Annotated in this window: 24 protein-coding genes; 19 read left to right on the top strand and 5 right to left on the bottom strand. The window is 38.0% G+C overall.

The genetic code is table 11. The annotated features are described in order from the left end of the window. Positions 1 to 116 precede the first annotated feature (116 nt). Positions 117 to 914, top strand: a complete 798-nt coding sequence (locus AC1VNJ_RS23340) for a HoxN/HupN/NixA family nickel/cobalt transporter (RefSeq protein WP_098112295.1) — start codon at positions 117 to 119, stop codon at positions 912 to 914. Between the two features lie 231 nt (positions 915 to 1,145). Beyond that, positions 1,146 to 2,309, top strand: a complete 1,164-nt coding sequence (locus AC1VNJ_RS23335) for a M20 family metallopeptidase (RefSeq protein ID WP_482641360.1) — start codon at positions 1,146 to 1,148, stop codon at positions 2,307 to 2,309. A 67-nt stretch (positions 2,310 to 2,376) separates the two neighbouring features. Here AC1VNJ_RS23335 and AC1VNJ_RS23330 read toward each other — a convergent pair whose 3' ends face one another. Further along, positions 2,377 to 2,799 (bottom strand): DoxX family protein, encoded by a 423-nt coding sequence (locus AC1VNJ_RS23330; protein ID WP_033580717.1) that lies wholly within the window; start codon positions 2,797 to 2,799, stop codon positions 2,377 to 2,379. A 305-nt stretch (positions 2,800 to 3,104) separates the two neighbouring features. Here AC1VNJ_RS23330 and AC1VNJ_RS23325 point away from each other — a divergent pair, with 305 nt between their 5' ends. Continuing rightward, positions 3,105 to 3,629: a type 1 glutamine amidotransferase domain-containing protein gene (locus AC1VNJ_RS23325; RefSeq protein WP_013055087.1), complete on the top strand. Its 525-nt coding sequence runs from the start codon at positions 3,105 to 3,107 to the stop codon at positions 3,627 to 3,629. Positions 3,630 to 3,761: 132 nt separating this feature from the next. Here AC1VNJ_RS23325 and AC1VNJ_RS23320 read toward each other — a convergent pair whose 3' ends face one another. Continuing rightward, entirely contained in the window at positions 3,762 to 3,917 is a 156-nt protein-coding gene (locus AC1VNJ_RS23320; RefSeq protein WP_014461889.1) for a hypothetical protein, read from the bottom strand. 346 nt (positions 3,918 to 4,263) lie between these two features. On the opposite strand from AC1VNJ_RS23320, the gene AC1VNJ_RS23315 reads away from it, so the two are divergent. After that, complete coding sequence (locus AC1VNJ_RS23315; RefSeq protein ID WP_033580719.1) at positions 4,264 to 4,752, top strand: DinB family protein; 489 nt, start codon at positions 4,264 to 4,266, stop codon at positions 4,750 to 4,752. Between the two features lie 26 nt (positions 4,753 to 4,778). Here AC1VNJ_RS23315 and AC1VNJ_RS23310 read toward each other — a convergent pair whose 3' ends face one another. After that, on the bottom strand, positions 4,779 to 5,531 hold the full coding sequence (locus AC1VNJ_RS23310; RefSeq protein WP_482641354.1) for a lipase family protein: 753 nt from the start codon (positions 5,529 to 5,531) through the stop codon (positions 4,779 to 4,781). Between the two features lie 256 nt (positions 5,532 to 5,787). On the opposite strand from AC1VNJ_RS23310, the gene AC1VNJ_RS23305 reads away from it, so the two are divergent. After that, entirely contained in the window at positions 5,788 to 7,242 is a 1,455-nt protein-coding gene (locus AC1VNJ_RS23305; protein ID WP_028412486.1) for an alanine/glycine:cation symporter family protein, read from the top strand. 32 nt (positions 7,243 to 7,274) lie between these two features. Here the strand turns inward: AC1VNJ_RS23305 and AC1VNJ_RS23300 are convergent, their stop codons facing one another. Continuing rightward, entirely contained in the window at positions 7,275 to 8,330 is a 1,056-nt protein-coding gene (locus AC1VNJ_RS23300) for an aromatic acid exporter family protein (protein WP_033580721.1), read from the bottom strand. A gap of 143 nt (positions 8,331 to 8,473) precedes the next feature. Here AC1VNJ_RS23300 and AC1VNJ_RS23295 point away from each other — a divergent pair, with 143 nt between their 5' ends. Continuing rightward, complete coding sequence (locus AC1VNJ_RS23295; protein WP_482641353.1) at positions 8,474 to 9,640, top strand: M20 family metallopeptidase; 1,167 nt, start codon at positions 8,474 to 8,476, stop codon at positions 9,638 to 9,640. Between the two features lie 64 nt (positions 9,641 to 9,704). Here the strand turns inward: AC1VNJ_RS23295 and AC1VNJ_RS23290 are convergent, their stop codons facing one another. After that, complete coding sequence (locus tag AC1VNJ_RS23290) at positions 9,705 to 10,160, bottom strand: ferritin-like domain-containing protein (protein WP_154990677.1); 456 nt, start codon at positions 10,158 to 10,160, stop codon at positions 9,705 to 9,707. Positions 10,161 to 10,311: 151 nt separating this feature from the next. On the opposite strand from AC1VNJ_RS23290, the gene corA reads away from it, so the two are divergent. The 13 genes from corA to essB all read left to right on the top strand — a co-directional run bounded on the left by corA (position 10,312) and on the right by essB (position 22,283). Continuing rightward, a complete protein-coding gene (gene corA, locus AC1VNJ_RS23285) occupies positions 10,312 to 11,277 on the top strand; it encodes a magnesium/cobalt transporter CorA (RefSeq protein ID WP_028412482.1) in 966 nt (321 codons plus the stop codon). Positions 11,278 to 11,431: 154 nt separating this feature from the next. Beyond that, the gene (gene dcuS, locus AC1VNJ_RS23280; protein ID WP_482641359.1) at positions 11,432 to 13,018 is read left to right on the top strand and encodes a DcuS/MalK family sensor histidine kinase; all 1,587 of its coding nucleotides are present in this window, start codon (positions 11,432 to 11,434) and stop codon (positions 13,016 to 13,018) included. Further along, positions 13,011 to 13,736 (top strand): response regulator, encoded by a 726-nt coding sequence (locus AC1VNJ_RS23275; protein WP_028412480.1) that lies wholly within the window; start codon positions 13,011 to 13,013, stop codon positions 13,734 to 13,736. Before dcuS ends, AC1VNJ_RS23275 begins: the two co-directional genes overlap by 8 nt. A gap of 142 nt (positions 13,737 to 13,878) precedes the next feature. After that, complete coding sequence (locus tag AC1VNJ_RS23270; protein ID WP_482641352.1) at positions 13,879 to 14,538, top strand: cobalamin B12-binding domain-containing protein; 660 nt, start codon at positions 13,879 to 13,881, stop codon at positions 14,536 to 14,538. Continuing rightward, on the top strand, positions 14,525 to 15,277 hold the full coding sequence (locus tag AC1VNJ_RS23265; protein WP_033580723.1) for an STAS domain-containing protein: 753 nt from the start codon (positions 14,525 to 14,527) through the stop codon (positions 15,275 to 15,277). The genes AC1VNJ_RS23270 and AC1VNJ_RS23265 overlap by 14 nt, the downstream gene beginning before the upstream one ends. A 293-nt stretch (positions 15,278 to 15,570) precedes the next feature. Beyond that, positions 15,571 to 16,665 (top strand): ATP-binding protein, encoded by a 1,095-nt coding sequence (locus tag AC1VNJ_RS23260; protein ID WP_482641351.1) that lies wholly within the window; start codon positions 15,571 to 15,573, stop codon positions 16,663 to 16,665. Between the two features lie 364 nt (positions 16,666 to 17,029). After that, positions 17,030 to 18,235: a DEAD/DEAH box helicase gene (locus AC1VNJ_RS23255; RefSeq protein ID WP_028412476.1), complete on the top strand. Its 1,206-nt coding sequence runs from the start codon at positions 17,030 to 17,032 to the stop codon at positions 18,233 to 18,235. A gap of 252 nt (positions 18,236 to 18,487) precedes the next feature. Then, the gene (locus AC1VNJ_RS23250) at positions 18,488 to 18,805 is read left to right on the top strand and encodes a hypothetical protein (protein ID WP_013055102.1); all 318 of its coding nucleotides are present in this window, start codon (positions 18,488 to 18,490) and stop codon (positions 18,803 to 18,805) included. A 109-nt stretch (positions 18,806 to 18,914) separates the two neighbouring features. Then, entirely contained in the window at positions 18,915 to 19,514 is a 600-nt protein-coding gene (locus AC1VNJ_RS23245; protein ID WP_028412475.1) for a WXG100 family type VII secretion target, read from the top strand. Positions 19,515 to 19,575: 61 nt separating this feature from the next. After that, complete coding sequence (locus AC1VNJ_RS23240) at positions 19,576 to 19,968, top strand: SseB family protein (protein WP_033580724.1); 393 nt, start codon at positions 19,576 to 19,578, stop codon at positions 19,966 to 19,968. Between the two features lie 369 nt (positions 19,969 to 20,337). Further along, entirely contained in the window at positions 20,338 to 20,631 is a 294-nt protein-coding gene (locus tag AC1VNJ_RS23235; protein WP_028412473.1) for a WXG100 family type VII secretion target, read from the top strand. Positions 20,632 to 20,724: 93 nt separating this feature from the next. Continuing rightward, positions 20,725 to 20,964: an ESX secretion system protein YukD gene (yukD, locus tag AC1VNJ_RS23230; RefSeq protein ID WP_025752817.1), complete on the top strand. Its 240-nt coding sequence runs from the start codon at positions 20,725 to 20,727 to the stop codon at positions 20,962 to 20,964. Positions 20,965 to 20,978: 14 nt separating this feature from the next. Further along, complete coding sequence (gene essB, locus AC1VNJ_RS23225) at positions 20,979 to 22,283, top strand: type VII secretion protein EssB (protein WP_048021601.1); 1,305 nt, start codon at positions 20,979 to 20,981, stop codon at positions 22,281 to 22,283. The last annotated feature ends 5 nt before the right edge of the window (positions 22,284 to 22,288 follow it).

Below are 22,288 nucleotides of genomic sequence, written 5' to 3'. Positions count from 1 at the left end.
GGTGTATCAAGGTACGCAGTGAGCAATTACTGTTTATTTTCATATGCCGACACATCCTCAATTTCTATAGAATTGAGGCTTTTTTACGTTTTATTTTAAAAAAAGGAGTGTAGGAAATGGAAGGTTTATCAGTTTTTTTACTTGTCTTTTTATTAGGAATCAGGCACGGATTAGATGCAGATCACTTAGCTTTTATTGATGGCCAGACCCGATATAATTGGCGAATGGGCAGCCGTTTTGCCCCGTGGGTCGGAACGCTGTTTTCACTCGGTCATGGAGGAATGGTGGCCGTCACGGCCGGGGTGCTGGGCGTAGTGATGAAGAATTTTACGTTTCCAGCATATTTCGATCATTTTGCATCTTGGGTATCTATCATCTCTCTCTTTCTGATTGGGACATTAAACACATATCATTTGCTTCGAACTAAAAACAAAGAAGAAGAGTTTCAGGTGAGCGGGTTAAAAGGGAAGTTTATTCCGAAAATCGCAAAAGGAACAACGAATCCTTTTTTAATTATTCTTGTAGGAGCGCTGTTTGCCCTAGCGGCTGAAACGGTCAGTCAAACGGCCGTGTGGTCTCTAGCTGTAGGGAACGCAGGCAAATATACGCCGCTTTTATTAGGACTAGTATTTATGTTTGGTATGATGCTGACAGATACAATCGATTCACTGATTGTACATAAAATGGTGAATGAATCGAGTAAGTTTGGGCAATCTGCTTCCCGCTTGATGGGCTGGATTATTGTTATCCTCGCATACGGGGTGTCCTTCTACTTAGCATTCACTTTCTTTAATCCATGGGCCGAAGTAAACTTTGAAATGGTTGGCGTTATTTTGTTTGTTTTTTTAGTGTCTATGTTTGTTTTTGTAAGTGTGAAGTCAAAAGGGAAAAATATCAAAATAAATGTCAATTAATAAAATGAAAGCTTTAATCTGTTGAAGATTGAAGCTTTTTTGTATAAATTTGTTGAAGTTTATGGCTATTTTCGGTCAGTTATGAATAAGTTAAAGTATTATCTGTATTTTAAGGATGGAAAATTGTCTGAAAACCATTATAATTAAGGATAATTTAAGGTCGTTATGTGAAACGTAGAACATACTCATACGTACGATAAATAAAAGCAGTGAATGCACAAGCAGCAGGGGTTGTTTGGAGGAGGAATTGATTTGAGTCAGGTAATGGTAGAACAAAGCGTATTTAGTTATTTAAAAGAACATGAACAAGAGATGCTCGAAGATTTAGTTGGATTTGTGAAAAAAGAATCACCGTCCTACTGTAAAGAGTTAGTGGATCAGTGTGGAATGTATTTAACGCAGCTGTTTCAGAAGCGTTTAGGCGTGGGGTATGAAATCATAGAAGAAAAAGAAGTAGGAAACCATTTGAAATTTACGATTGGAGAAGGAGAGAAGCAGCTTTTAATTATCGGTCACTTTGACACGGTATGGGAAAAGGGAAGGCTGAGTCTAAGAACAGAAGGAAACAAGCTTTATGGTCCGGGAATTTTAGATATGAAAGGCGGCATTGTGCAATCAATATGGGCAATTAAAGCGATTCAAGAGCTCGGCTTAGAAATGGATAAAAAAATTGTGTTTTTCTGCAATTCAGATGAAGAGATTGGATCAATTTCCTCTAAAAAATATATAGAAGAAGAAGCACAAAGAAGTGAAGCTGTGCTAGTAGCTGAACCTGCGGTGGCGGGTTCAGGTGCGTTAAAAACGTCGCGCAAAGGAGCGGGGATTTTTACCGTAAAGGTGTGGGGACAAGCAGCCCACGCTGGTAATCACCACAAAGAAGGAATCAATGCTATTGAAGAGCTAGCGCGCCAAGTGATTTTTCTGCAGAGCTTAACCGATTATGAAAAAGGTACAACGGTGAACGTTGGGACATTTACCGGAGGCAGCGGTACAAATGTAGTGCCGGAATATGCAGAAGCGCACGTGGATTTACGTGTTTCTACAGAAGAAGAAGCAAAACGTATGACGGATATTATTTTGAATTTAACGCCCATTTTAAAAGGGATTAAGATTGAAGTAACAGGAGGCATGAACCGTCCTCCAATGGTTAAGTCTAAACAAACGGAAGAGTTATTTGAATGCGCTCAGTCAATTGCGGCCAAACTGGGTATGAAATTAGAAGAAGCAGCTGTTGGAGGCGGAAGTGATGGCAATTTTACAGCGGCCATTGGCATTCCCACGTTGGATGGATTAGGAGCATGCGGAAAAGGAATACATGCAGAATATGAACATATTCAAATTGATACGTTGTCCGAGCGTTCTTCTTTATTTGCGAATTTGCTGCTTCAAATATAAAAAAAGCCCGCCTCAAACGGCGGGACTAACCTGAAAGCTTATATTGGGAGAGTATAAGCTTTCTTTTTTATTTACTGCTTTCTTCTTGAAGAGAAAAAGCAGTTTCTTTCTTTTTAAATACCACTTTATCAAGAGCAAGGAACTGGCTTCCTGCAAGAAATAGGTGAGCAGACATGGCAATTAAGGCAATATCAAACTCAAACCCGCCAACGAATCCGCTTTTAAGCTTGGCTGTAAAAATAGCGCCAAGCATAACTGCCACAAATAAAGCAGCTACGACTCTTGTTGCTAGACCAAGGATAATCAGAACCCCACCTACAAGTTCAATTGTTGCCACAATATATGCCATGAAACCAGGGATTCCTAAGCTATCGAAGAACCCTACTGTATTTTCAATCCCGCCTTGCCATTTTTGAAAGCCGTGTACTAAAAATGTAAAACCTAATACTAAACGAATAATAAGTGAACCAATTTCGACGTTTTTATTCACTTTACTTCCTCCTTTAAGTGTATTTGAAAAACACTACATTATGTAGTGTGAAAGCCCGAAAAAAGAAATGTAGCAATTAAATCAGAAAGTCTTTCTTATTTGGATAATTTTACAACATTATGAACACTACACTACACATTGTAGTGTGGTGTTTGTCCCCAGTCAAGTGAAAATATAAAATTAGACCATTTGGCATACAAAAAATTTCTGAAGGGCACTTGAAAAATCCTTTAATTATGTACAATTTAGTTCCTTATTTTCAATCTTATTCTCCAACATGCTATACTGATGGCGGAGGTGTTACGATGCGCTTAGAAAATAAAAGAGTTATTGCGCTTGTTAGTGCAGACTTTGAAGATCTAGAACTATGGTATCCAGTGATGCGTCTTCGCGAAGAAGGAGCAGAAGTACATTTAGTTGGAGAAAAAGCAAACGAAACGTACATGGGGAAATACGGTGTTCCAGCCGTATCGGACTACGCATTTAAAGATGTTGATCCAGCTGAATATGACGCTATTTTAGTACCTGGAGGCTGGGCGCCGGATAAACTGCGCCGCTACCCTGAAGTAATTGAAATGGTTCGTCATATGGATGAACAGCAAAAGCCAATCGGCCAAATCTGCCATGCAGGATGGGTATTAATCTCTGCAAAAATCTTAGATGGCCGAAACGTAACAAGTACGCCAGGAATCAAAGATGATATGGAAAATGCGGGAGCTATTTGGCATGATGAAGCAGTCGTAATCGACGGCCACATCATTTCAAGTCGCCGTCCGCCAGACCTTCCTCCTTATGCAAAAGCATTTGCTGATGTACTAGCAGAGCAATAAGAAAAAAGCCGAAACCATATTGGTTTTGGCTTTTTTATAAGATTCCCTAAAAAAAGAAATGATAAAGTAAATAAAAAATCATCATTAAAAAAGCGAGCAGATGCATCTGCTCGCTTTTGTTCGTGTTTCTTATCAGTAACTTGCTTTTTGCAAGTGTAAAAACAAAATGATTACTTTCTTTATAAAATCCATGATTACGGTTTTTGTATGTTTCGTTGTTGTTAGGGCACAATTAGCATTGATTGTGCTTGCATGGATTTCATCCATTGCCGCGGTTTGTTTTTCCACATGATCGATTAACCTAAACGACGCAAGCCCTACCTCTCTTGCATCCTTACGGCTCCGAAGCCGATCCAGTGTGAATAAGTTTTGTTCAAAGACATGTGTCGAATGCCAGTATTTTTACCTTGCATTGTACGATACATCCTTTCAAGTTACTTTCACTATGTCCAGCTCTTAAAGAAAAGCCAGAAATCTAAATATAACACTTCAGTTGATTCATGTCAAATAGAAAAAAGATTTTTTTCACGTGAAACAATTGCAGCTAAAACATGGTTAAGTAAAGGGTTATCCTTTTTATATAGAAGAGTTTTTTGATACGATAAGCTAGAGGAATCCTAGAGGAGGATGAACAATGAACAAAAATGAACAGTTTCGAAATGATGTATTGAACAGTGTAGAATCATTAACATATGAACAATTAAATCAGCAGCCAGCATCTAATACATGGAGCGTTATGCAAGTATTAGAACATTTATATTTGATGGAGCGCATGATTGTTTCACGTGTAAAGGATCAGTTAGAAAACGGTGTAGATCAGCCAACCGAAGATAAGCCGTTTCATTTAGCGGTAGACCGTTCTCGAAAAGTAGATGCACCGGCTCAAGTTACGCCTTCTAATGAAAAGCAGACATTAGAAGAAATGAAGAGTAAGCTGGCGGAATCAAGAGCGGCTTTAGTAGAGTTAGAAGAAACAGCCAGTGAAGAAAACCTAAAGCAAAAATCGTTCCCACATCCTGTGTTTGGGTTAATGGATTTAAAGCAATGGATTGATTTTATTGGCTATCATGAAAAGCGTCATCAAGAACAAATAGAAGAAATCAAAACAGCAATTGGCGCATAAAAAAAACAGGCATTCCGCCTGTTTTTTTATTTTTGGACCAAAATAGGATAATCCGACATCATCCATATCCCAACACTGTATGTTTGGGGATTATGGTTCCCTACGGTAGAGCCTGTTTGGATGGTAAATGAGAGTTGCAGAGGGTCTTGATCGTAATAAATTGTTTGCTTGGTGGAAGGGGAATAGAGTCGCTTCGGAGGGATTTTAGGAACCGTATCGGTCGTGTTAACAAAACAGCGGCTATTTGAAACAAGATTTGTGTATGTTTGAACGAATTGAGGATCCCCTACTCGAGGAGCTCCGTAGTTGTACATTGTAACTTCCGGAAAAGATGCGCTTGTGGCGACATCCAAGGCATGAAGAGCAGCGAGTGCGCCACCTAGGCTATGACCCGTTATATAAATGGGCTTGGTGGGAAGCGATTTATATGTTTCAAAAATTTCATCACGGCATGATTCGTAAACAGCTAAAAAACCTTCGTGGACGAGACCCGCTTGTTGATTGTATGGATAAGGGCGCTGCCGAATGCGAGCATCAGCAATCCAGTCTGCCTCAGATTGAGTTCCTCGAAAGGCAATCACAATGGCTTCATCAGATTCTAAAATAAAACCAAACCATTCTTGCACCCCTACGGCAGAAGCTTTAAACGATTTAATAAGCCGGTAGCCTTCAGGTACATCAAATGTGCCTCCCTGTGCGTATTGCTTATAAGCTAAGACGCACGCATAAAGAAGGTCTAGAGCTAAAGAACGATAAAATAAAGGCTCGATTCTCATCATTGTTTTTCACACCTTCTAATAGAAAATAACTCCTATAGCCTATGTGTTCTTGAGAAGAAAGGTGCAGATATCTCTTTTTTGAGAGCAATAATTATGGAATGTAAACGATTTCTTATTGGATGTTTTTGAGGGGTTTATAACTTTTTTTGTGTATTTTAACTAAAAAACAAGTTTTAATTTAGAGTTTTATTGTTAAAATTTATAATTTAACTTATAATTTAAAATAGTCTGAATGAAAAAATAAGGGGGTTATCGTTTGGAGCAATTTGTAACGAGTTTGAATAATGTGCTATGGAGCACGCCTGTTATTTATGGGTGTCTTGCGATTGGCCTGTTTTTCTCGATTTTAACAAGGTTTTTACAGGTACGACACTTAAAAGACATGGTTATGCTGATGTTTCAGGGTAAAAGCTCAGAAGCAGGAGTTTCTTCCTTCCAAGCACTGTCTTTAGCGCTGTCGGGACGAGTTGGAACAGGAAATATTGCTGGAGTTGCGACAGCTATCGCTTTTGGAGGTCCAGGGGCTGTATTTTGGATGTGGGCAGTTGCTTTTATTGGTGCTTCTAGTGCATTCATCGAATCAACACTGGCTCAAATTTATAAAGTTAAGCAAGATGGCCAATATCGAGGTGGTCCAGCGTACTACATTGAAAAAGGAACAGGTATGAAATGGTATGGCATTTTATTTGCCATTGCAGCCCTTGTTGCGATGAGTATCTTAATGCCGGGCGTTCAGTCCAATTCCATCGCGCTTGGCATCGACAATGCATTTGGTGTTAGTCCAACGGTTACAGCAGTAGGATTAGTTATTATTCTTGCTTTTATTATTTTTGGAGGCGTTAAGCGTATTGCAGGGGTAGCCCAATTCGTTGTACCTTTTATGGCACTTGGGTATATTATTTTAGCTCTTATTATTATTGCCATGAACATTTCGGAGTTGCCGGGAGTTATCGCTCTTATTTTTAAAAGTGCTTTTGCATTAGATTCTGCTTTTGGAGGAATCGTTGGTTTAGCTGTTTCTTGGGGAGTGAAGCGCGGCATTTATTCAAACGAAGCAGGACAAGGAACGGGGCCGCACGCAGCAGCTGCAGCAGAAGTTTCACACCCGGCGAAACAAGGTCTTGTACAAGCTTTTTCGGTTTATATTGATACACTGTTCGTTTGTTCAGCAACAGCGTTTATGATTTTATTCACAGGCATGTACAACACGGAAGGACCGGGAGGTTCATTTATTATTTCAAATTTACCGGGTGTAGAAGCAGGACCTGGATTTACACAAGCTGCTATTGAAACAGTGTTGCCGGGGTTTGGAGCTGGCTTCGTGGCAGTTGCCCTATTCTTTTTCGCGTTTACAACGATCATGGCTTATTATTACATTGCTGAAACAAATATTGCTTATCTAACTCGCGGAAAGAACGGGAAGTGGGCTATGTTTGCATTAAAACTTGTCCTGCTGGGAGCTACGTTTTACGGGTCAGTGAAACAAGCCTCATTAGCTTGGGCGTTAGGTGATGCAGGACTTGGTATTATGGTATGGCTAAATTTAATTGCTATCTTAATTTTAGCTAAGCCTGCGTTAGTTGCATTAAAAGACTATGAAGCTCAGAAAAAACAAGGGGTAGACCCCGTATTTGATCCTGTTAAGCTAGGAATTAAAAATGCGGACTACTGGGAGAAAGAATATAAGAAAGATGAGTCACAAGTTTCGTAAACAAGAAAATCCTCACATTTGTGAGGATTTTTTTATGAAGAAAGTGAGACAGGCGAATTGTTTAAGTTATAGCGTTCCTTCAAACGGTGAATACGGTGTAGTTCTTCAAGCAGGTGATGAATCGCAAGAAGTTCGTACAGCATGGTTGTTTCTGTTGAAAAAGGCTGATCCACTCTGTTTTCTTCCTGCTTATGTGCCCAAAACCTTTGTTTTAAAGTCAAAACAAGCGTTTGATGCTGCAAAGAGCTTTTATATTGTTCATTTTGTAAGACGTTATGAAAGGAAGTGAAAGTGTCCCAAATCACTTGATGTTTTGCACTTTGCAGCTGATGAGCGGGCAAATAAATTAAATTACCAATATGGTAGACAAGCTGCCTCATAAGAGAAAGTTTCTTATATTCATAGTGGAATTTTCTCATAGCTGTACGAGTGAAATGATGAAATTTCCATTCTTTTCGCTGATACTCACAAAGCGTCTCAATTTTTTCAATTTCAGCAGAAAGCTGCTGAAATTGAAGCTTTGTTTGTTTATGACAAGCGTGTACTTGAGAAAGTTCGCTTCCTCTTTGCTGTAAGACGCTACTCATTTGTTTTGAGAGATTTTGAATTTTCCTCGTAATAATCGGTGTATAATTAGGAGGAAGAACAATGATATTTACAAGTGAAGAAGTAAGCAGCCCAATACTAGTGGTCGCTAGGCGAATTAAAAATGATATGAAATAATGGTCGTGCACAATCGTTAGCATAGCCACTCCTGTTAGCGTTGCAACGAGTGTTCCGGCATGTAAACGCAATTTATAACAGGATATAATAGTAGAAACAGCAACAAGCATATAGGTAAGCGGCGTTACGCCTAAAAGAAATGTGTAAATCATGGCAAAAGCAGCTCCAATTGCTGAAGCAGGAAAGCGAATGAACGCTTTTTTGATAGAATCCGCAGCGGTTGGTTCAATCGTAACAATGGCTGTAATAACAGCGAGCATATACGGCCAGCCAACGGACTGACAAATGAGTGCAGTCAAAAAAACGGCAATGCCTGTTTTAATAATACGACCGCCTAAAAAATTAAATTTTTTTACGTTAATCATTATGCATACCTTCTTTAAAACAGTTAGTAGTTTAATTATAAGGCATATTAAGGTGATAGGAAAACACGTCTTAAAAACTAGCTTTCAAAAAACGAATAAATATACTATAATTTGTTTAAATATTTAAAAGAGGAGTACAACTAATGAAACAATTAATAAATGAAACAATTAATAAATTACAGGATACATTTTATGATGTAAGCAAATATATTGGACAAAATCCTGAGCTTGGCCATAAAGAATTTAAGGCTTGCAAAGCATTAACGGATGTTTTAAAAGAACAAGGGTTCACAGTTGAAATTGGTACATGTGACTTGCCAACGGCTTTTACCGCTGTTTATGACAGTCAAAAGCCAGGTCCATCGATTGGGTTTATGGCAGAGTACGATGCTTTGCCGGATCTCGGACACGCATGCGGACATAACTTAATTGGAACCATGTCAATTGCCGCTGGTATTGGTCTGAGTAAAGCAGTCGCAGAAACGGGCGGTAAAATATACGTATACGGAACGCCTGCAGAGGAAACACGAGGCGGCAAAGTAACGATGGCTGAACAAGGTATTTTTAATCATTTAGACGTAGCTATGATGGTGCACCCTTATTACTGTCATCAAAAAAGCGGGCGTTCTCTTGCGATGGATGCGATTCAGTTTGAGTTCTTCGGAAAATCTGCACATGCAGCCGCTGCCCCTCATGAAGGAATCAATGCGCTAGACGGTGTATTACAAACGTTCAATAGCATTAATGCGCTTCGCCAGCATGTGAAGCCGGATGTACGTATTCATGGAGTGATTACAGAGGGTGGCAAGGCGGCCAACGTTGTACCGGATTATGCAGTAGCACAATTTTATGTTCGCGCTTCAACTCGTGCATATGTAGATGAAGTAACAGATAAGGTGAAGGCATGTGCACATGGTGCTGCTTTAGCGACGGGAACAAAATTAAAAATCTCAAACTATGAGTTTTCTTATGATGATATGCAAACGAATCAAATATTATCCGACGTCTATACAAATAATCTCATCTCATTAGGTGTGAGCGAGCAAAGCATTACGGAAGACCAAGGCGATCATGGATCTTTAGATATGGGGAATGTGAGTCAGGTTGTTCCGGCTATTCATCCGTATATTCAAATTTGTGATGATTATTTTGTTTGTCATACGCACGAATTTAGAGAAGCAGCTTTAAGTGAGCAAGGAAGAGAAGCAATGATACTTGGTGCAAAAACAATGGCATTAACAGGGTATGACGTATTAACAAATCAAACGCTGCTCCAAAAAATTAAAGAAGAATTTAATGCTACAAAGTAAGAGATAATAATAAAATCATACTAAATAATACTAAATAATACGCTTGCAGTGGCAAGCGTATTATTTAGTATGAGAAGTGGGACTGAATGGTTCGAAAAATTTGACCGTGGCGCTGTTCATCGCTCGCAGCTCGAACAATGCGGCTTTGAATTCGAGCATTTGTGATTCTTCTAGCGATTGATTGATAAAATGGAACGGTTTCTACTTCATCTTTAATGGATTCAGAGACCCCTTCTTGAAAAGTATTTGGCAGTTTTATGTTTAATGAAATCTGTGGGTAGCTGCCTGATAAATCATAATAGGCTTTAGAAAACCAGTCAAAGTGTTTAATTTCATCCTGCCGAATACCTAATATAGCTTGTTGAAACTGATCATTAGGAGCCAGCTCTGCTAGGCGTGTATAGTAGTGAATAGCGGAAAACTCATCGTTTACAGCTTTGTTTATATCTCTTAAAACCTGTTCGTCTAGTCTTGTATCATCTTCCCAATATTCTTCATGCCGGGAGTAAAATTCATACATATGGATATACCTCCTCACCGTTTTGTTCTCTTGTCGTCACCATCATCGTATGTATAGACAAGAAAAGGCGTACATTAAAAGAAAAAAGTTTAACAAAATGGTAAAAAGGGTATGTGCAGAGAATAGTATCAAAAAAGACAGAGGTTATCTTATGATTAAAATTGTAGCTAAAACCAAAGAAGGAGCTATTAAAGAGATAGAAATGAATGAGATTCGTTCAAGCCATGACTTTCAATGGTATTGGGTTGATTTTTACAATCCCACCGAGGAAGAAAAAAAGCAGCTTGAACAATTTAATTTTCATCCTTTAGCAGTTGAAGACTGTTTGAATCAAGGTCAGCGGGCTAAATTTGAGTTGTATGATGAGCATTATTTTTTAGTGTATTATGCACTTCATAAAGAAGAGCTTGAGCACTTAGAAGTATCTGCATTTGTGGGGGATAACTTTTTAGTCACTTACCACTTGGACAAGCTAACGAGCGTGGCTAGAGTGTGGGAGCTTATCAAAAAAGACCCTGAGGCTACCGAAGATGGAACATGGGATATCATGTATGAACTCTTAGATCATACCGTTGATGAATACTTCCCTGTGCTTTATAAATTTGAAGATCACATAGACGACATTGAAGACAATGCAAAAGACGAACCTATGGATGAACTAATGAGGCAGCTTTATGACATCCGAAGTGATTTGTCACGAATGCGCCGGATTTTAAACCCCATGAGAGATTTAATGTATCGTATTATGTCAACCAATGCGTTAAAAGCAAAAGAGCAGGTTCGCTATTTTAATGATATTTATGACCACCTATTAAATATGATTGAAATTATGCAAGCAAGCAGGGATTTGTCAAATGATATTCGAGAAAGCTTTATGTCCATCAACTCGGATCGTATGAATTCAATCATGTTTACGCTAACGCTGATGTCAGCTATTTTCTTACCGTTGACGTTTATTGCTGGCCTCTATGGCATGAACTTTTCATATATGCCGGAACTGACGGGGAAATATAATTATTTTATTGTACTGGGCATTATGATTGGGCTTGTAGGCGTAATGGTCTTTGCCTTTTATAAAATGGGATGGTTCAAATATCGAAAAGGACCTAAACTATAAAGTAGATTGTTAACCTTCCTGTATAAATGTTCATCAACTCAGTAAAAATGAAATTAAATAAGCGAAGATCTTATCTGCCTCTAGATAAGATCTTTTTCTTGTGCTATAAACAAGGAAAGCAGGGAAGCGAGGGAAGAATGTGAAACACGGAAGAATGGGGCTGCGAAGCATCACGGTGCTGCTTGTATGCATGGTGGTAATTCTATCGCTATTGTTAACGGATTTATTAGTTAGCAGTTCAATTGGAAAAAACATCCGAGATCAACAGGCTGAAAAAGCTCGGACTATTGCTACAATTATTTCAGAATCAACGAACGTGAAAAAAGGACTAGAGACAAAAACACCTCAGTCAATTCAGGAATTTACTGAACGAATTCGTAAAAAATCAAGCGTCTTGTTTATCGTTGTTATAGATATGAATGGAATCCGCCAGTCTCACCCAGATCCTAAAAAGATAGGAAAGAGGTTTGCCGGAGGCGATGAGCAAAAATCATTGCACGGGAAATCTTATGTATCTGTATCAAAAGGAACGCTTGATAAATCTCTGCGCGCTTTTGCACCTATTTATAATGAAAAAAATCAACAAATTGGCGCAGTGGCTGTGGGGATTTCTTTGAATAATGTAAATGAAGCGATTAGAGATGGGCATCGTCGAATTGTTTTAGGTTCATTAATTGGCTTACTTGTAGGCGTTCTTGGTGCTATTTTATTAGCGAATTACATAAAGAAAATTTTATTTGGCTTGGAACCTTCTGAAATTGCTAAAATTCTAGAAGAGAGAAGCACCATGCTGCAGTCGGTTCGTGAAGGAGTGATAGCTGTTGATAAAGAAGGTAATATTACACTTGCTAATCGTTCTGCACGCCGCTTATTTGTTAAAGCAGGGTTAGCACCAGAGTCAATCGGTTTGTCTATTCGAGAATATATGCCCACCTCCAGATTGGACGACGTTTTGTCTACGGGGGAATCTCATTATGATGAAGAGCAAGTCATAAATGGAGTAGCCATTGTAGTTAATAGGGTTCCGCTAGTGGTAAACGAAGAGATTGTAGGAGCACTTTCTACGTTTCGGGATAAAACAGAAGTTAATATCTTAGCAGAACAGCTAACAGGTGTTAAAATGTATGTGGAAGCGCTTCGAGCACAATCGCATGAATTTATGAATAAACTTCATGTGATTTTAGGAATGGTGCAGATGAATTATTATGATGAGCTAAAAACGTATATTCATCAGCTTGTTAATCATCGTGTCGATGAATCTAGTTCAGTGACTAAATCTATTAAAGATCATGCGTTGGCAGGGTTTCTCATGGGCAAAATGAGTTATGCTAGAGAGGAAAGCGTAGAACTGACGTTTTCCGCTGATGAAGTTATTCCAGAACCTTCAGATGCACACGTTACTCATCATCTCATTACCATTATTGGAAATTTAATTGATAATGCAATTGATTCAGTTTGTCATCAAGCCTCTAAAAAAGTGTCCGTTATGCTTGTGTATAAAAACAATAAGCTTACGATTCAAGTTACGGATACAGGCTGCGGCATTCCTTCCGATACAATGAATCAGGTTTTCAAGAAAGGCTTTTCTACAAAAGGAACGAGCAGAGGGTTTGGGCTGCATTTAGTGAAGCAAACGATTGATGAACTAGGTGGCCAAATCGTTATTGACTCATTTATAAATAGCGGTACCACATTCTATATTGATATTCCGTACGAAACAAGGAGAGATCAAGTTGATTAAAGTATTAATTGTTGAAGATGACCCAATGGTTGCTCAGTTTAATCAAAAGTACATTGAAGAGATAGAGGGGTTTACAGTGGTCGCTGTTGCTCATTCGGGTCATGAAGCCTTAGTGAAGGTAAATGAATATCAAGTTGATTTAGTACTGCTTGATATCTTTATGCCTGGGCAAAATGGTTTGAGAGTTTTACAAGAGATTCGAACAAAGCAAGAGGAAATAGACGTCATTTTTATCACCGCTGCTTCGGATGCTCAAACGATTCAGCAAGCTTTACGCTATGGAGCGATTGATTATTTGATTAAGCCTTTTACATTTGAACGCTTTTATCAAGCACTTTCGGCTTATAAACAAACATTTCGTACGTTAAAACAGCAACCTCAGCTTAATCAACAGGAATTAGACGGGCTGCTGTCTAATAAAAAAATAAAAGAAGCTCCGGTAGAGCCGTTGCCTAAGGGTCTAACGACAGGAACATTAGAAGTCATCGTAGAAGCCATTGTGCATCTTAAAGATCACCCTTTTTCGACCGATGATGTGGCTGAAAAAACGGGAATTTCAAGAGTGTCTATTCGAAAATATTTAAAATTTCTAACAGATATAGGTCTTCTTGGAGAAAGAATGACTTACGGCACAATAGGACGTCCTGTGTATGCGTACTTATACAATGAACAAAACCGTCACTTGCTGCATCACTACCTCGTTGACTTTGAAAAATAAAAAGATTTACCTGTCAGAGACGTCCGGTGCTATTTTGTCGGTGTGAGAATATTTTACTGTAGAGTGCCGGTGAGTTAAGTGGTATGGTTGATAATAACAAAGGAAAAAAAACAAGTCGTTTGACTGAAAAAGAGGTGGTTTCTTGATTGAAAGCATAGAACGCTTGACTGAATTACTGTTATCAGGGAATCAAGATGAAGCTTGGAATATTGTGTGGAAAAAAAGACAGCAGGGTTTCGACACATTTTATATTTTTCAGCAATTCATTTCAGTGTCAATGGCTCAAATCGGTATGATGTGGGAAGAAGATGAAATTTCAGTGGCTGATGAACATTTAGCTACTACTACCTGTGACTATGTTTTGTCACGCTATCAATTGTGTATAAGACAAGAAGTTATTAAAAGTGAAAAAAAAGGTCTGTTTTTGTGTATAGAAAATGAACAGCATTTTTTAGGTTTAAAAATGATTTCCATTCTCTTTGAAGAGCACGGATGGCAGACGAAACTTTTAGGAGCAGATTCTCCGCTTTTACATGCAACGCACGCTGTTGAACAATGGAAACCTGATTTAGTAGGAATCTCGTTCAGTTTAACTCATCATATAGAAAAAGCAAACGAATATATAGAAGGATTAAAAAAGACAAAACATCAGCCGCTTATTTTAGTTGGAGGCCGAGTAGTTTCAAACTATAAGTTTCCTCTTGTTCAAACAAATCAAGTTCGATTTATTGCACAGCTAGAAGAGTTGGAAGAGCTTTTTCATTATCAATCAATTAGGGGGATTAAGGTTGTCGACTATTAAATATGCTCCGCTTCCTGCTTTTATTATGGATGAGGAAATGAATATTCTAGCGCAATCTGATGAAGCAGCCGCTTTATTCGGAGAGGTTCAACATTTTTTAGAAATTGTTGATGAAGATAGTCAGAACAAAGCTAGAAAACGATTAGGAAAGAAGGAAAAAATAAAAACAGAATTAGTCATGCATTCGCGTAAAGCTAAGATGTCTCTTTATACCGTGAATTGCAAATGGGAGCAAGATAAGGCGCATGTAATATGTGTAGAGGAAGATTCTCAAATTAGAATTCTCTCAGAAAAAATCGAACAGCATACAGCGCGTTTATCTGAAACAGACTTAGAACTGCTGCTGCAAAAAGAACGATTAGAAAAGGCCATGAACCGAGTTATAGAGCTGTCGGGACCGTTTATTCATTTATCGAACAACATGGTGCTTATACCTCTGTTTGGCGATTTATTTGAGGAAGTCATCATGAAAAATGAACATCGGCTGCTCAGACAAATAGATGAGGAAACGGTTGATCGAGTTATCATTGATTTTAATGGAATCGGTCAAATTGATGAACGAGGTGTTGCAGCCCTAGAACATTTAATATGGGAATTTCAGCTAATGGGCGTACAGATTTATTTAACAGGTGTGACACCCGATCACAGTCAATGGCTTCACCAGTATCATTTTCAAGCAAATGTAAAATCTATTAGTAACCTAGGTCAGGCCATTCATCAATTTTTTACAACGGCATGAAATGGCTACAAAAAGTGAACACTTCATATAAAGGCAATAAGACAGGGGATCAATACGGATAAACAGGTGATTAAAATTTGGTGAAACACGCGCGTAAAGTAGCTTTAAGAATTTCAATTATATATATCATTATTGGCGCTGTATGGATCTTGATATCTGATAATATATCTAGAACATTAGCGCAAGGTCGTTTTGAAGTATATATTTTTTTTCAACAATACAAAGGTTGGTTTTTTATTTTAGCTACGGGCATTATTTTGTATGGGTTGGTATATAGGAGAGCTTATAAACTAGTGGAGTCCCAGCAAGAGCTCGTAGTGAAAGAACACGAACTTCAAACGAGCAATCAGCACTATCAATCTTTGTTCAAACATAATCCTGATGGTGTTTTTGAAATAAGTAAAACGGGTGAAGTACTTCTTGCTAACCCGGAAGGTGAAGCAATCGTTGGATACTCCAGTGAAGAACTGCAAAAGATGAAACCTTCAGCTCTTATCGCAGCTGAAGAGTTTGATATGTGTAAAGAGTATTTTAAAGAAGTGCTGAATGGAAAAGGTGCTAAGTTCGAAATGAATGTGATCAATAGAAAGCGAGAAAGACGGTTGCTTAGGTGTTCTTTGCTTCCCATTATTGTTCATAAGCAGGTAGTAGGTGTATTTATGATTGCACGCGATATTACTACATACCGTCAAGATGAAGAGCTTATGATAACCTCGGAAAAAATGTCGGTTATTGGACAAATGGCAGGTGCCGTAGCACATGAAATTAGAAACCCCCTTACTTCTTTAAAAGGTTTTGTACAGGTTATGCAAGCCTCTAAGGAAACAAATGACACATATTTAGATATCATGATGTCTGAAATCGACCGCATCAACTTAATCTCCAGTGAAATGCTCATTCTTGGAAAAAAGCAGCATGTATCTTTTGAAAAGACCAATTTATGCGATATTTTAAAACAAGTTATTACGCTAATGGAAGCGCAGGCCAATTTAAATAATGTTTCTATTTTATTGAAAGAAACAGCAAAAAGGCCTATTTATGTTTCGGCTGATGCAAATCAGTTGAAACAAGTGTTCATCAATGTGATCAAAAACGGTGTAGAAGCTATTATTGAGAAAGGCCATATTACAATAACAGTTGAAGAAAAAGATACACGAGCATTGATTCACTTTGAAGACAATGGAATCGGAATGAGTCAAGAGAGGATTGAACAAGTAGGGACGCCGTTTTATTCTACAAAAGAAGCTGGAACGGGCTTAGGGCTGGCCGTGTGTTACAAAATCATGGAGCGTCATCAAGGTACCATGCATTTTAAAAGCGGTAAAGGAAAAGGGACAACGGTTACTATTGATATGCCAATTACAGAACGAAACAGCCGCCTTTCGTAGTTCAGAGAGGCGGTTGTTTTCTTGAAAAAGATGAAGTAAGCAGCTGGGCCCTTTGCGTCCGGATCCATATAGGACATAAAACCTCCTTCTTATACAAGTTTTCGTCCATAATAAAGAGGATCATATTGTTTTCTATAGAAGCAATAGTGTATCATAGTTGAAGCTATGTATATCGATGTAGAAAAGTTAAGGCAACAATCGACTTTTCTACTGACGGATTGACAGGGTCCCTTGGGATAAGGAAGGTTTATTTATAAATAGAAATTAAGGTCAGTATTAACGCACATGGCCACTGATACATTCGTTTAATTGAAATAAAAAAATCGTTTATAATATCGAGAAAAGCATGGAAAAGGAGATAGATATGAGTCAGTTTATAGAGACTTTACAGCCTTTTTTACAAGAGGCGTGGAAAAAAGCAGGGTTCAATGAGCCTACTGCCATTCAAACGAAAGCTATTTCAGAGATTTTAGCTAATAAAGATGTAATAGGAGAATCCCCAACGGGAACAGGAAAGACACTGGCATATTTGTTGCCTGTCTTACATCGCATTCAGCCGGGACCATCTCATGTTCAAGCGGTTATTTTAGCATCTTCCCATGAATTAGTTATGCAAATTCATGGTGAAATTCAAACTTGGTCGCAGGGAAGCGGTATTTCAAGCGCTGCGTTTATTGGCGGAGCAAATATGAAACGGCAATTAGAAAAACTCAAAAAGCGCCCTAATATCATTGTTGGTACCCCAGGACGTTTGAACGAATTAATTAAAATGAAGAAATTAAAAATGCACGAAGTCAAAACAATTGTGATTGATGAAGCGGATCAATTGTTTGTACCTGAGCATGTTCAAACGGTTCAACAGATTGTAAAAATGGCGTTAAGTGATCGTCAAATCCTAGTCTTCTCAGCTACTGTATCAGAACGTACCAAATCGCTAGCGAAAGACATGATGAACCAGCCTCTTGAAATAGAGGTAGGAAGAGATGAACTCCCAGCTTCGAAGGTAGAGCATGTATACATCAAAAGTGAAGCTAGAGATAAAGTGGACGTGCTTAGAAAACTAGTTCGTCAAGAACAAATGAAAGCTTTAGCCTTTTTTAAAGGGATTGATACTCTGATCGAGTTTGAAGAAAAATTAACATTTAAGCGTGTAGAAGCAGGCTCTTTACACAGTGAAACGAAAAAAGAAGATCGTGCTACGACGATTAAAGGGTTTCGAAAAGGAGATTTCCCTGTCTTATTAGCAACGGATGTCGCAGCTAGAGGATTAGACATTAAGGGATTGACGCATGTAATTCATATCGATGTTCCTCAAGATGCAGATCAATACGTACATCGCTCAGGTAGGACAGGCAGATCGGGAGCAGAAGGTACAGTCATTTCTCTTGTCACTGAACGAGAAGAGCGAAATTTAAAACAAATCGCACGTGAACTTCAACTTTCATTAGCGAAAAAAGAGCTTTATATGGGCGAAATCGTCGATGAAGGTACAAAAGAGCAGTCCCGTACAGCTAAAAAACCTTCAAAAAAGCCATTTAACAAGAAAAAGAAACAAAAAGGTCGTATGTAAACTAGGTATTCTTCCTTTTTATAACAGCAGTGTCACAACCTAAAAAGCAACGTCTACTGCTTTATTACAGCAGCTTGGCGTTGTTTATTTTCTCTATTTCCCTTGTATAAATAAGTAAAAAAAGAGAAATGTAGATATTTTTTCCTAGGTATGAAAATAGTTTGAATGATGGATTTTGTTTTTTGTAACCTTATTTTAACATTACTTTAAGAGACTTCTAATAAAAGAGGAAGAAGGACGTGGGGACATTTTATGGATGCAATTGATGATCTCTTTGACGACATAGAGCGAAGAAGAAAAAGCAAAGAATATAGTCGAGATGCAGATCAATTAGAATCATATTTACATGAAGTTCAACGTATCATGGAATTTCTTGAAGAAGGTATCTATCTGTTTCAAAATTCGCACCAACAATATGCGTCAGATTGGTCAGGGCGTTCTAAGAGCTCATATGAGGATATTTATAATGATATTACGCAATCTACTTTTCATCTGTACGACGTAAGGGATGAATTGTTTCAAACTTTACGCTTAGAAATTTCACGATTAAGAGAGCTAGCATCGGCGTAATAAATAACATTATCGACTCACTCCTTTAGAAAGTGAGTCTTTCCGTATAGGCTTAAAAAATGTTTGGATGATGACTGAAGGCTTACAAGAGATAGGGGGACGGACATACATGGAGATAAAAGTAAATCCAGAGGTGCTGCAGACATTTGCAGAGCGAATTCAACAGTCTCATTCACAGACGGCTGATGCACTTCAAAAACTAAGCTGGGAAGCTACAAATCTACATTTCTTGTCTGTTGCAGATATTGATAAAGTGCTGGACTTGCAGGAAGAGTTACAGCATATGATTCGCAAACTTGATTCGCTAACGGAAAATGCACATTTATTAGTAAAAGACACTGCGGAGCAAATGAGAAAAGCAGATGGAGAGCTAGAAGGCTCTTCAGGCTGGACGGAGTTTTGGTCGAGCGTATGGAGCGATGGGAGCGCCCATTCGCAAGATACGTGGAATGACATAAAGAACTTAAAAGAATGGAACACGTATGACAATATGCATAGAACGATTGAAAAACCTCTAGGTACTCTTAATGTTATGTGGAATTCGCTTTCTATGTCTTGGGAAGAAAAAGTAGTGAATGGTTCTACATGCAGTCGAACGGAATTTTTTACTTATGGGGTTATTCAAATGGGATTGGGCATTTTAAGTCAGGAGATGAATCCTTCAAACATTATGTTTAGTGACAGCACAGAGGAAGTGAAGAGAGAATGAATGAAGTATATGATGGCGCTGGAAGTGAAATGGTACAGTTCCTTACAGGGTTGTCTCAGCAATGAAGTATACATTTAACTTATTAGAAAAATCGTTAATTGAAGCAATGAAAGATAATAAAAAAATTGCTCAATTTTATAAAACTTTAATGAATAGTAATTTATGGCTAGTTGTTAGCTCAGAACATGTAGCATCAGATATATTAATTGCAGAGCACTACGTTCAGACGATGAAAAGTGCAGCGTATCGATATTTACCTGTTTTTTCGTCAAAATATCCGATTGAACAGATGCTAAAAGATGAAAAGACCGTATGTGTATCATTTAAGGATATGCTGCCTGTATTAAATGAAGAAATAGCCATATTACTTAATCCTGACACGCCTCTCTCAAAATTATTCATCCCGGAAGAAATAAGAATGTTAAAAGAAGATCAAAATTATTTTAAGCAGTAGCCAAGGCGATAACAAGCACATGTCCTTTTTTCAAGCATGTCTGAATCTTAAATAAATAGGATATATATAGGCAGGGCCTTAAACAGGCTGCTGCTTTTTTATTACTAGTAAATAGTTCTATAGATAATAAATAGAAATGTAATTTAATAGTCTTATAGTTTTTATTTTCCTTTAAATAGGTACCTATAGATTAGATGGAAAAGGTTTAAATGAGAACAAAATCTTGGTTTTTCAGGTTTTATTTGCATTTTTTAGGGGTATTTGTAGATACATATTCTCATTTTTGGAGGCTTTTGCAAGTAACCTTTGACCTTATCACTAGAGTTTCTTACAATAATAGTAAATATATAAACCGAAGGAGAGATATGTATGTCAGGAATTATTCGCGTAACACCAGCAGAGCTTCGCGACATGTCAGGTCGCTATACTAACGAAAGCGGTCAAGTTCAAGAACTAGTAAGCCGTCTTGATACAATGAAAAATCAACTTCAAGATATGTGGGAAGGTGCTTCAAGCGAAGCGTTTGCTGCTCAATACGAAGAATTAAAACCTTCTTTCGTTGAAATGTCTAACCTACTTACAAAAATTGCTAAGCAATTAGACGACTCTGCAAATGTTCTTGAAGATACAGATAACCAAATCGCTAGCCAAATCCGCGGTTAACTTCATCTAATAATCTAAGTGAAGTAATAAAAGGAGCGCCCCATTCTCAAAAGATGAAGGCGCTTTTTCTATGTTTTGAGGTGATGAAACCCTATGTATATAGAAGTAACAGTAGACTTAAAGCACTATACAGGTGATCGGTTCGATTTGCGACTATCAAACTATCATTCAATCAAAAAAGTAGTCGAGATCGTTTGGCAAGCTAAAAAGATTACTCAATCACCAAAGGACGGTGCGTGGATACGTGTTTCAAATAAAAATCTTATTTTCTCGGGAAATGAGACGATGATTAACTGCGGAATTACCACAGGTGATTGTATCGAAATTCTCTAAAGGAGTCTATTAGAATGTCAGAGAAGAAACCGACTTACTTAGAAGAGCAGCTCGAAGCTGTAATGACACGTCATAATAATGAATATACATTTGTTTTTCAAAAAGAAAAAATTCGACTTGATCGTTCTGTTGAAATTGAAATGTTAAAGGATGTAAACACGGCTTTTCAAAAAGAAATCATGATGAGCGATGATGAACTCAAAATAACAATTAAGCCTACCTCTGAATTTCAACCTTTTACAGCATTAAGGGGAAAAGAAGAACAGCAAAAGTGGCTGTTTGCAGATCAGCTTATCAAAAAGGTAAAGCAGCATTCTTTTTCAAGGCTGCATTTGTTGATTTGTCCAGAAAATATCATTTTTGATAAAAGTTTAAGTCCTGCTTTTTTACATTATGGAGTGAAAGAAAGTTTACCTCCTTATGAGCCTAACGAGGAACAAAGCTTTCAGGAGTTAAAGGCTACGATAGCGGCGGCCGTTGACTCATCGCATACATTTGAACAGTATTTTAAGTTATACGAGACCTTGCAATTAAAAGAAGACGCTAAAAAAATAATGCATATCAGCAATGAGGAAGAGTTGAGTCAATTTGTTCAGCATAAGCTAACCCAAATTGAAAAACATCAAAAGACACTTGTTCAACTTCCTCAAAAACGCTGGACCATTTTTAAGTTTTCATCTGTCGGTATACTTGTCTTATTAATTCCAGCTCTTATTTATACTTTTTATTCTTATTTTTTTGCTCAGCCGAAACAAGAAGCATTTGTAGAAAGCAACGAATACTTTCTTGAAAAAAACTACAGCAAAGTAGTCGACACACTTGAAGATTACGATATTGAAAGTATGCCTAAAATTGTGCAATACGAAATAGCAACCTCCTATCTTGTTAATGAAAAGTTGGGAGAGGAGCAAAAGGCAAATGCTTTAAAGACTATTACGCTTCAGTCAGATCCTCAGTACTTTGCCTATTGGTTTTACATTGGCCGAGGAGACAACAAAAAAGCTTTAGAAGTGAGCAGGTTGTTAGAAGAACGTTCGTTAATTATCTATGCATTAATGAAATACGAAGGTCAGCTAAAGACAGACAACGATTTAGCGGCTGATAAAAAGCAAGAAGAGCTTGATAAAGTAGCGAATGAACTGGAAGAATTCAAGAAAGAAAATGATCAGCAAGAAGCGGAAGCAGCCAAGCAGCAAGAAGAGAAACAGGCTGAGGAAGCACAGGCGGCCAAGCAGCAGGAAGAAGAACAGAAAGCTGCAGAAGCCGAGAAAAAGAAACAAGAAGAGCAGAAAAAACAGCAGGAAGATCAATCGAAGTAGGGAGG

The sequence above is a fragment of the Priestia sp. 3CA3 genome (genome assembly GCF_056836725.1).
Note: the sequence above shows the minus strand (reverse complement) of the source record. Positions and strands in the feature narration are given on the sequence as shown.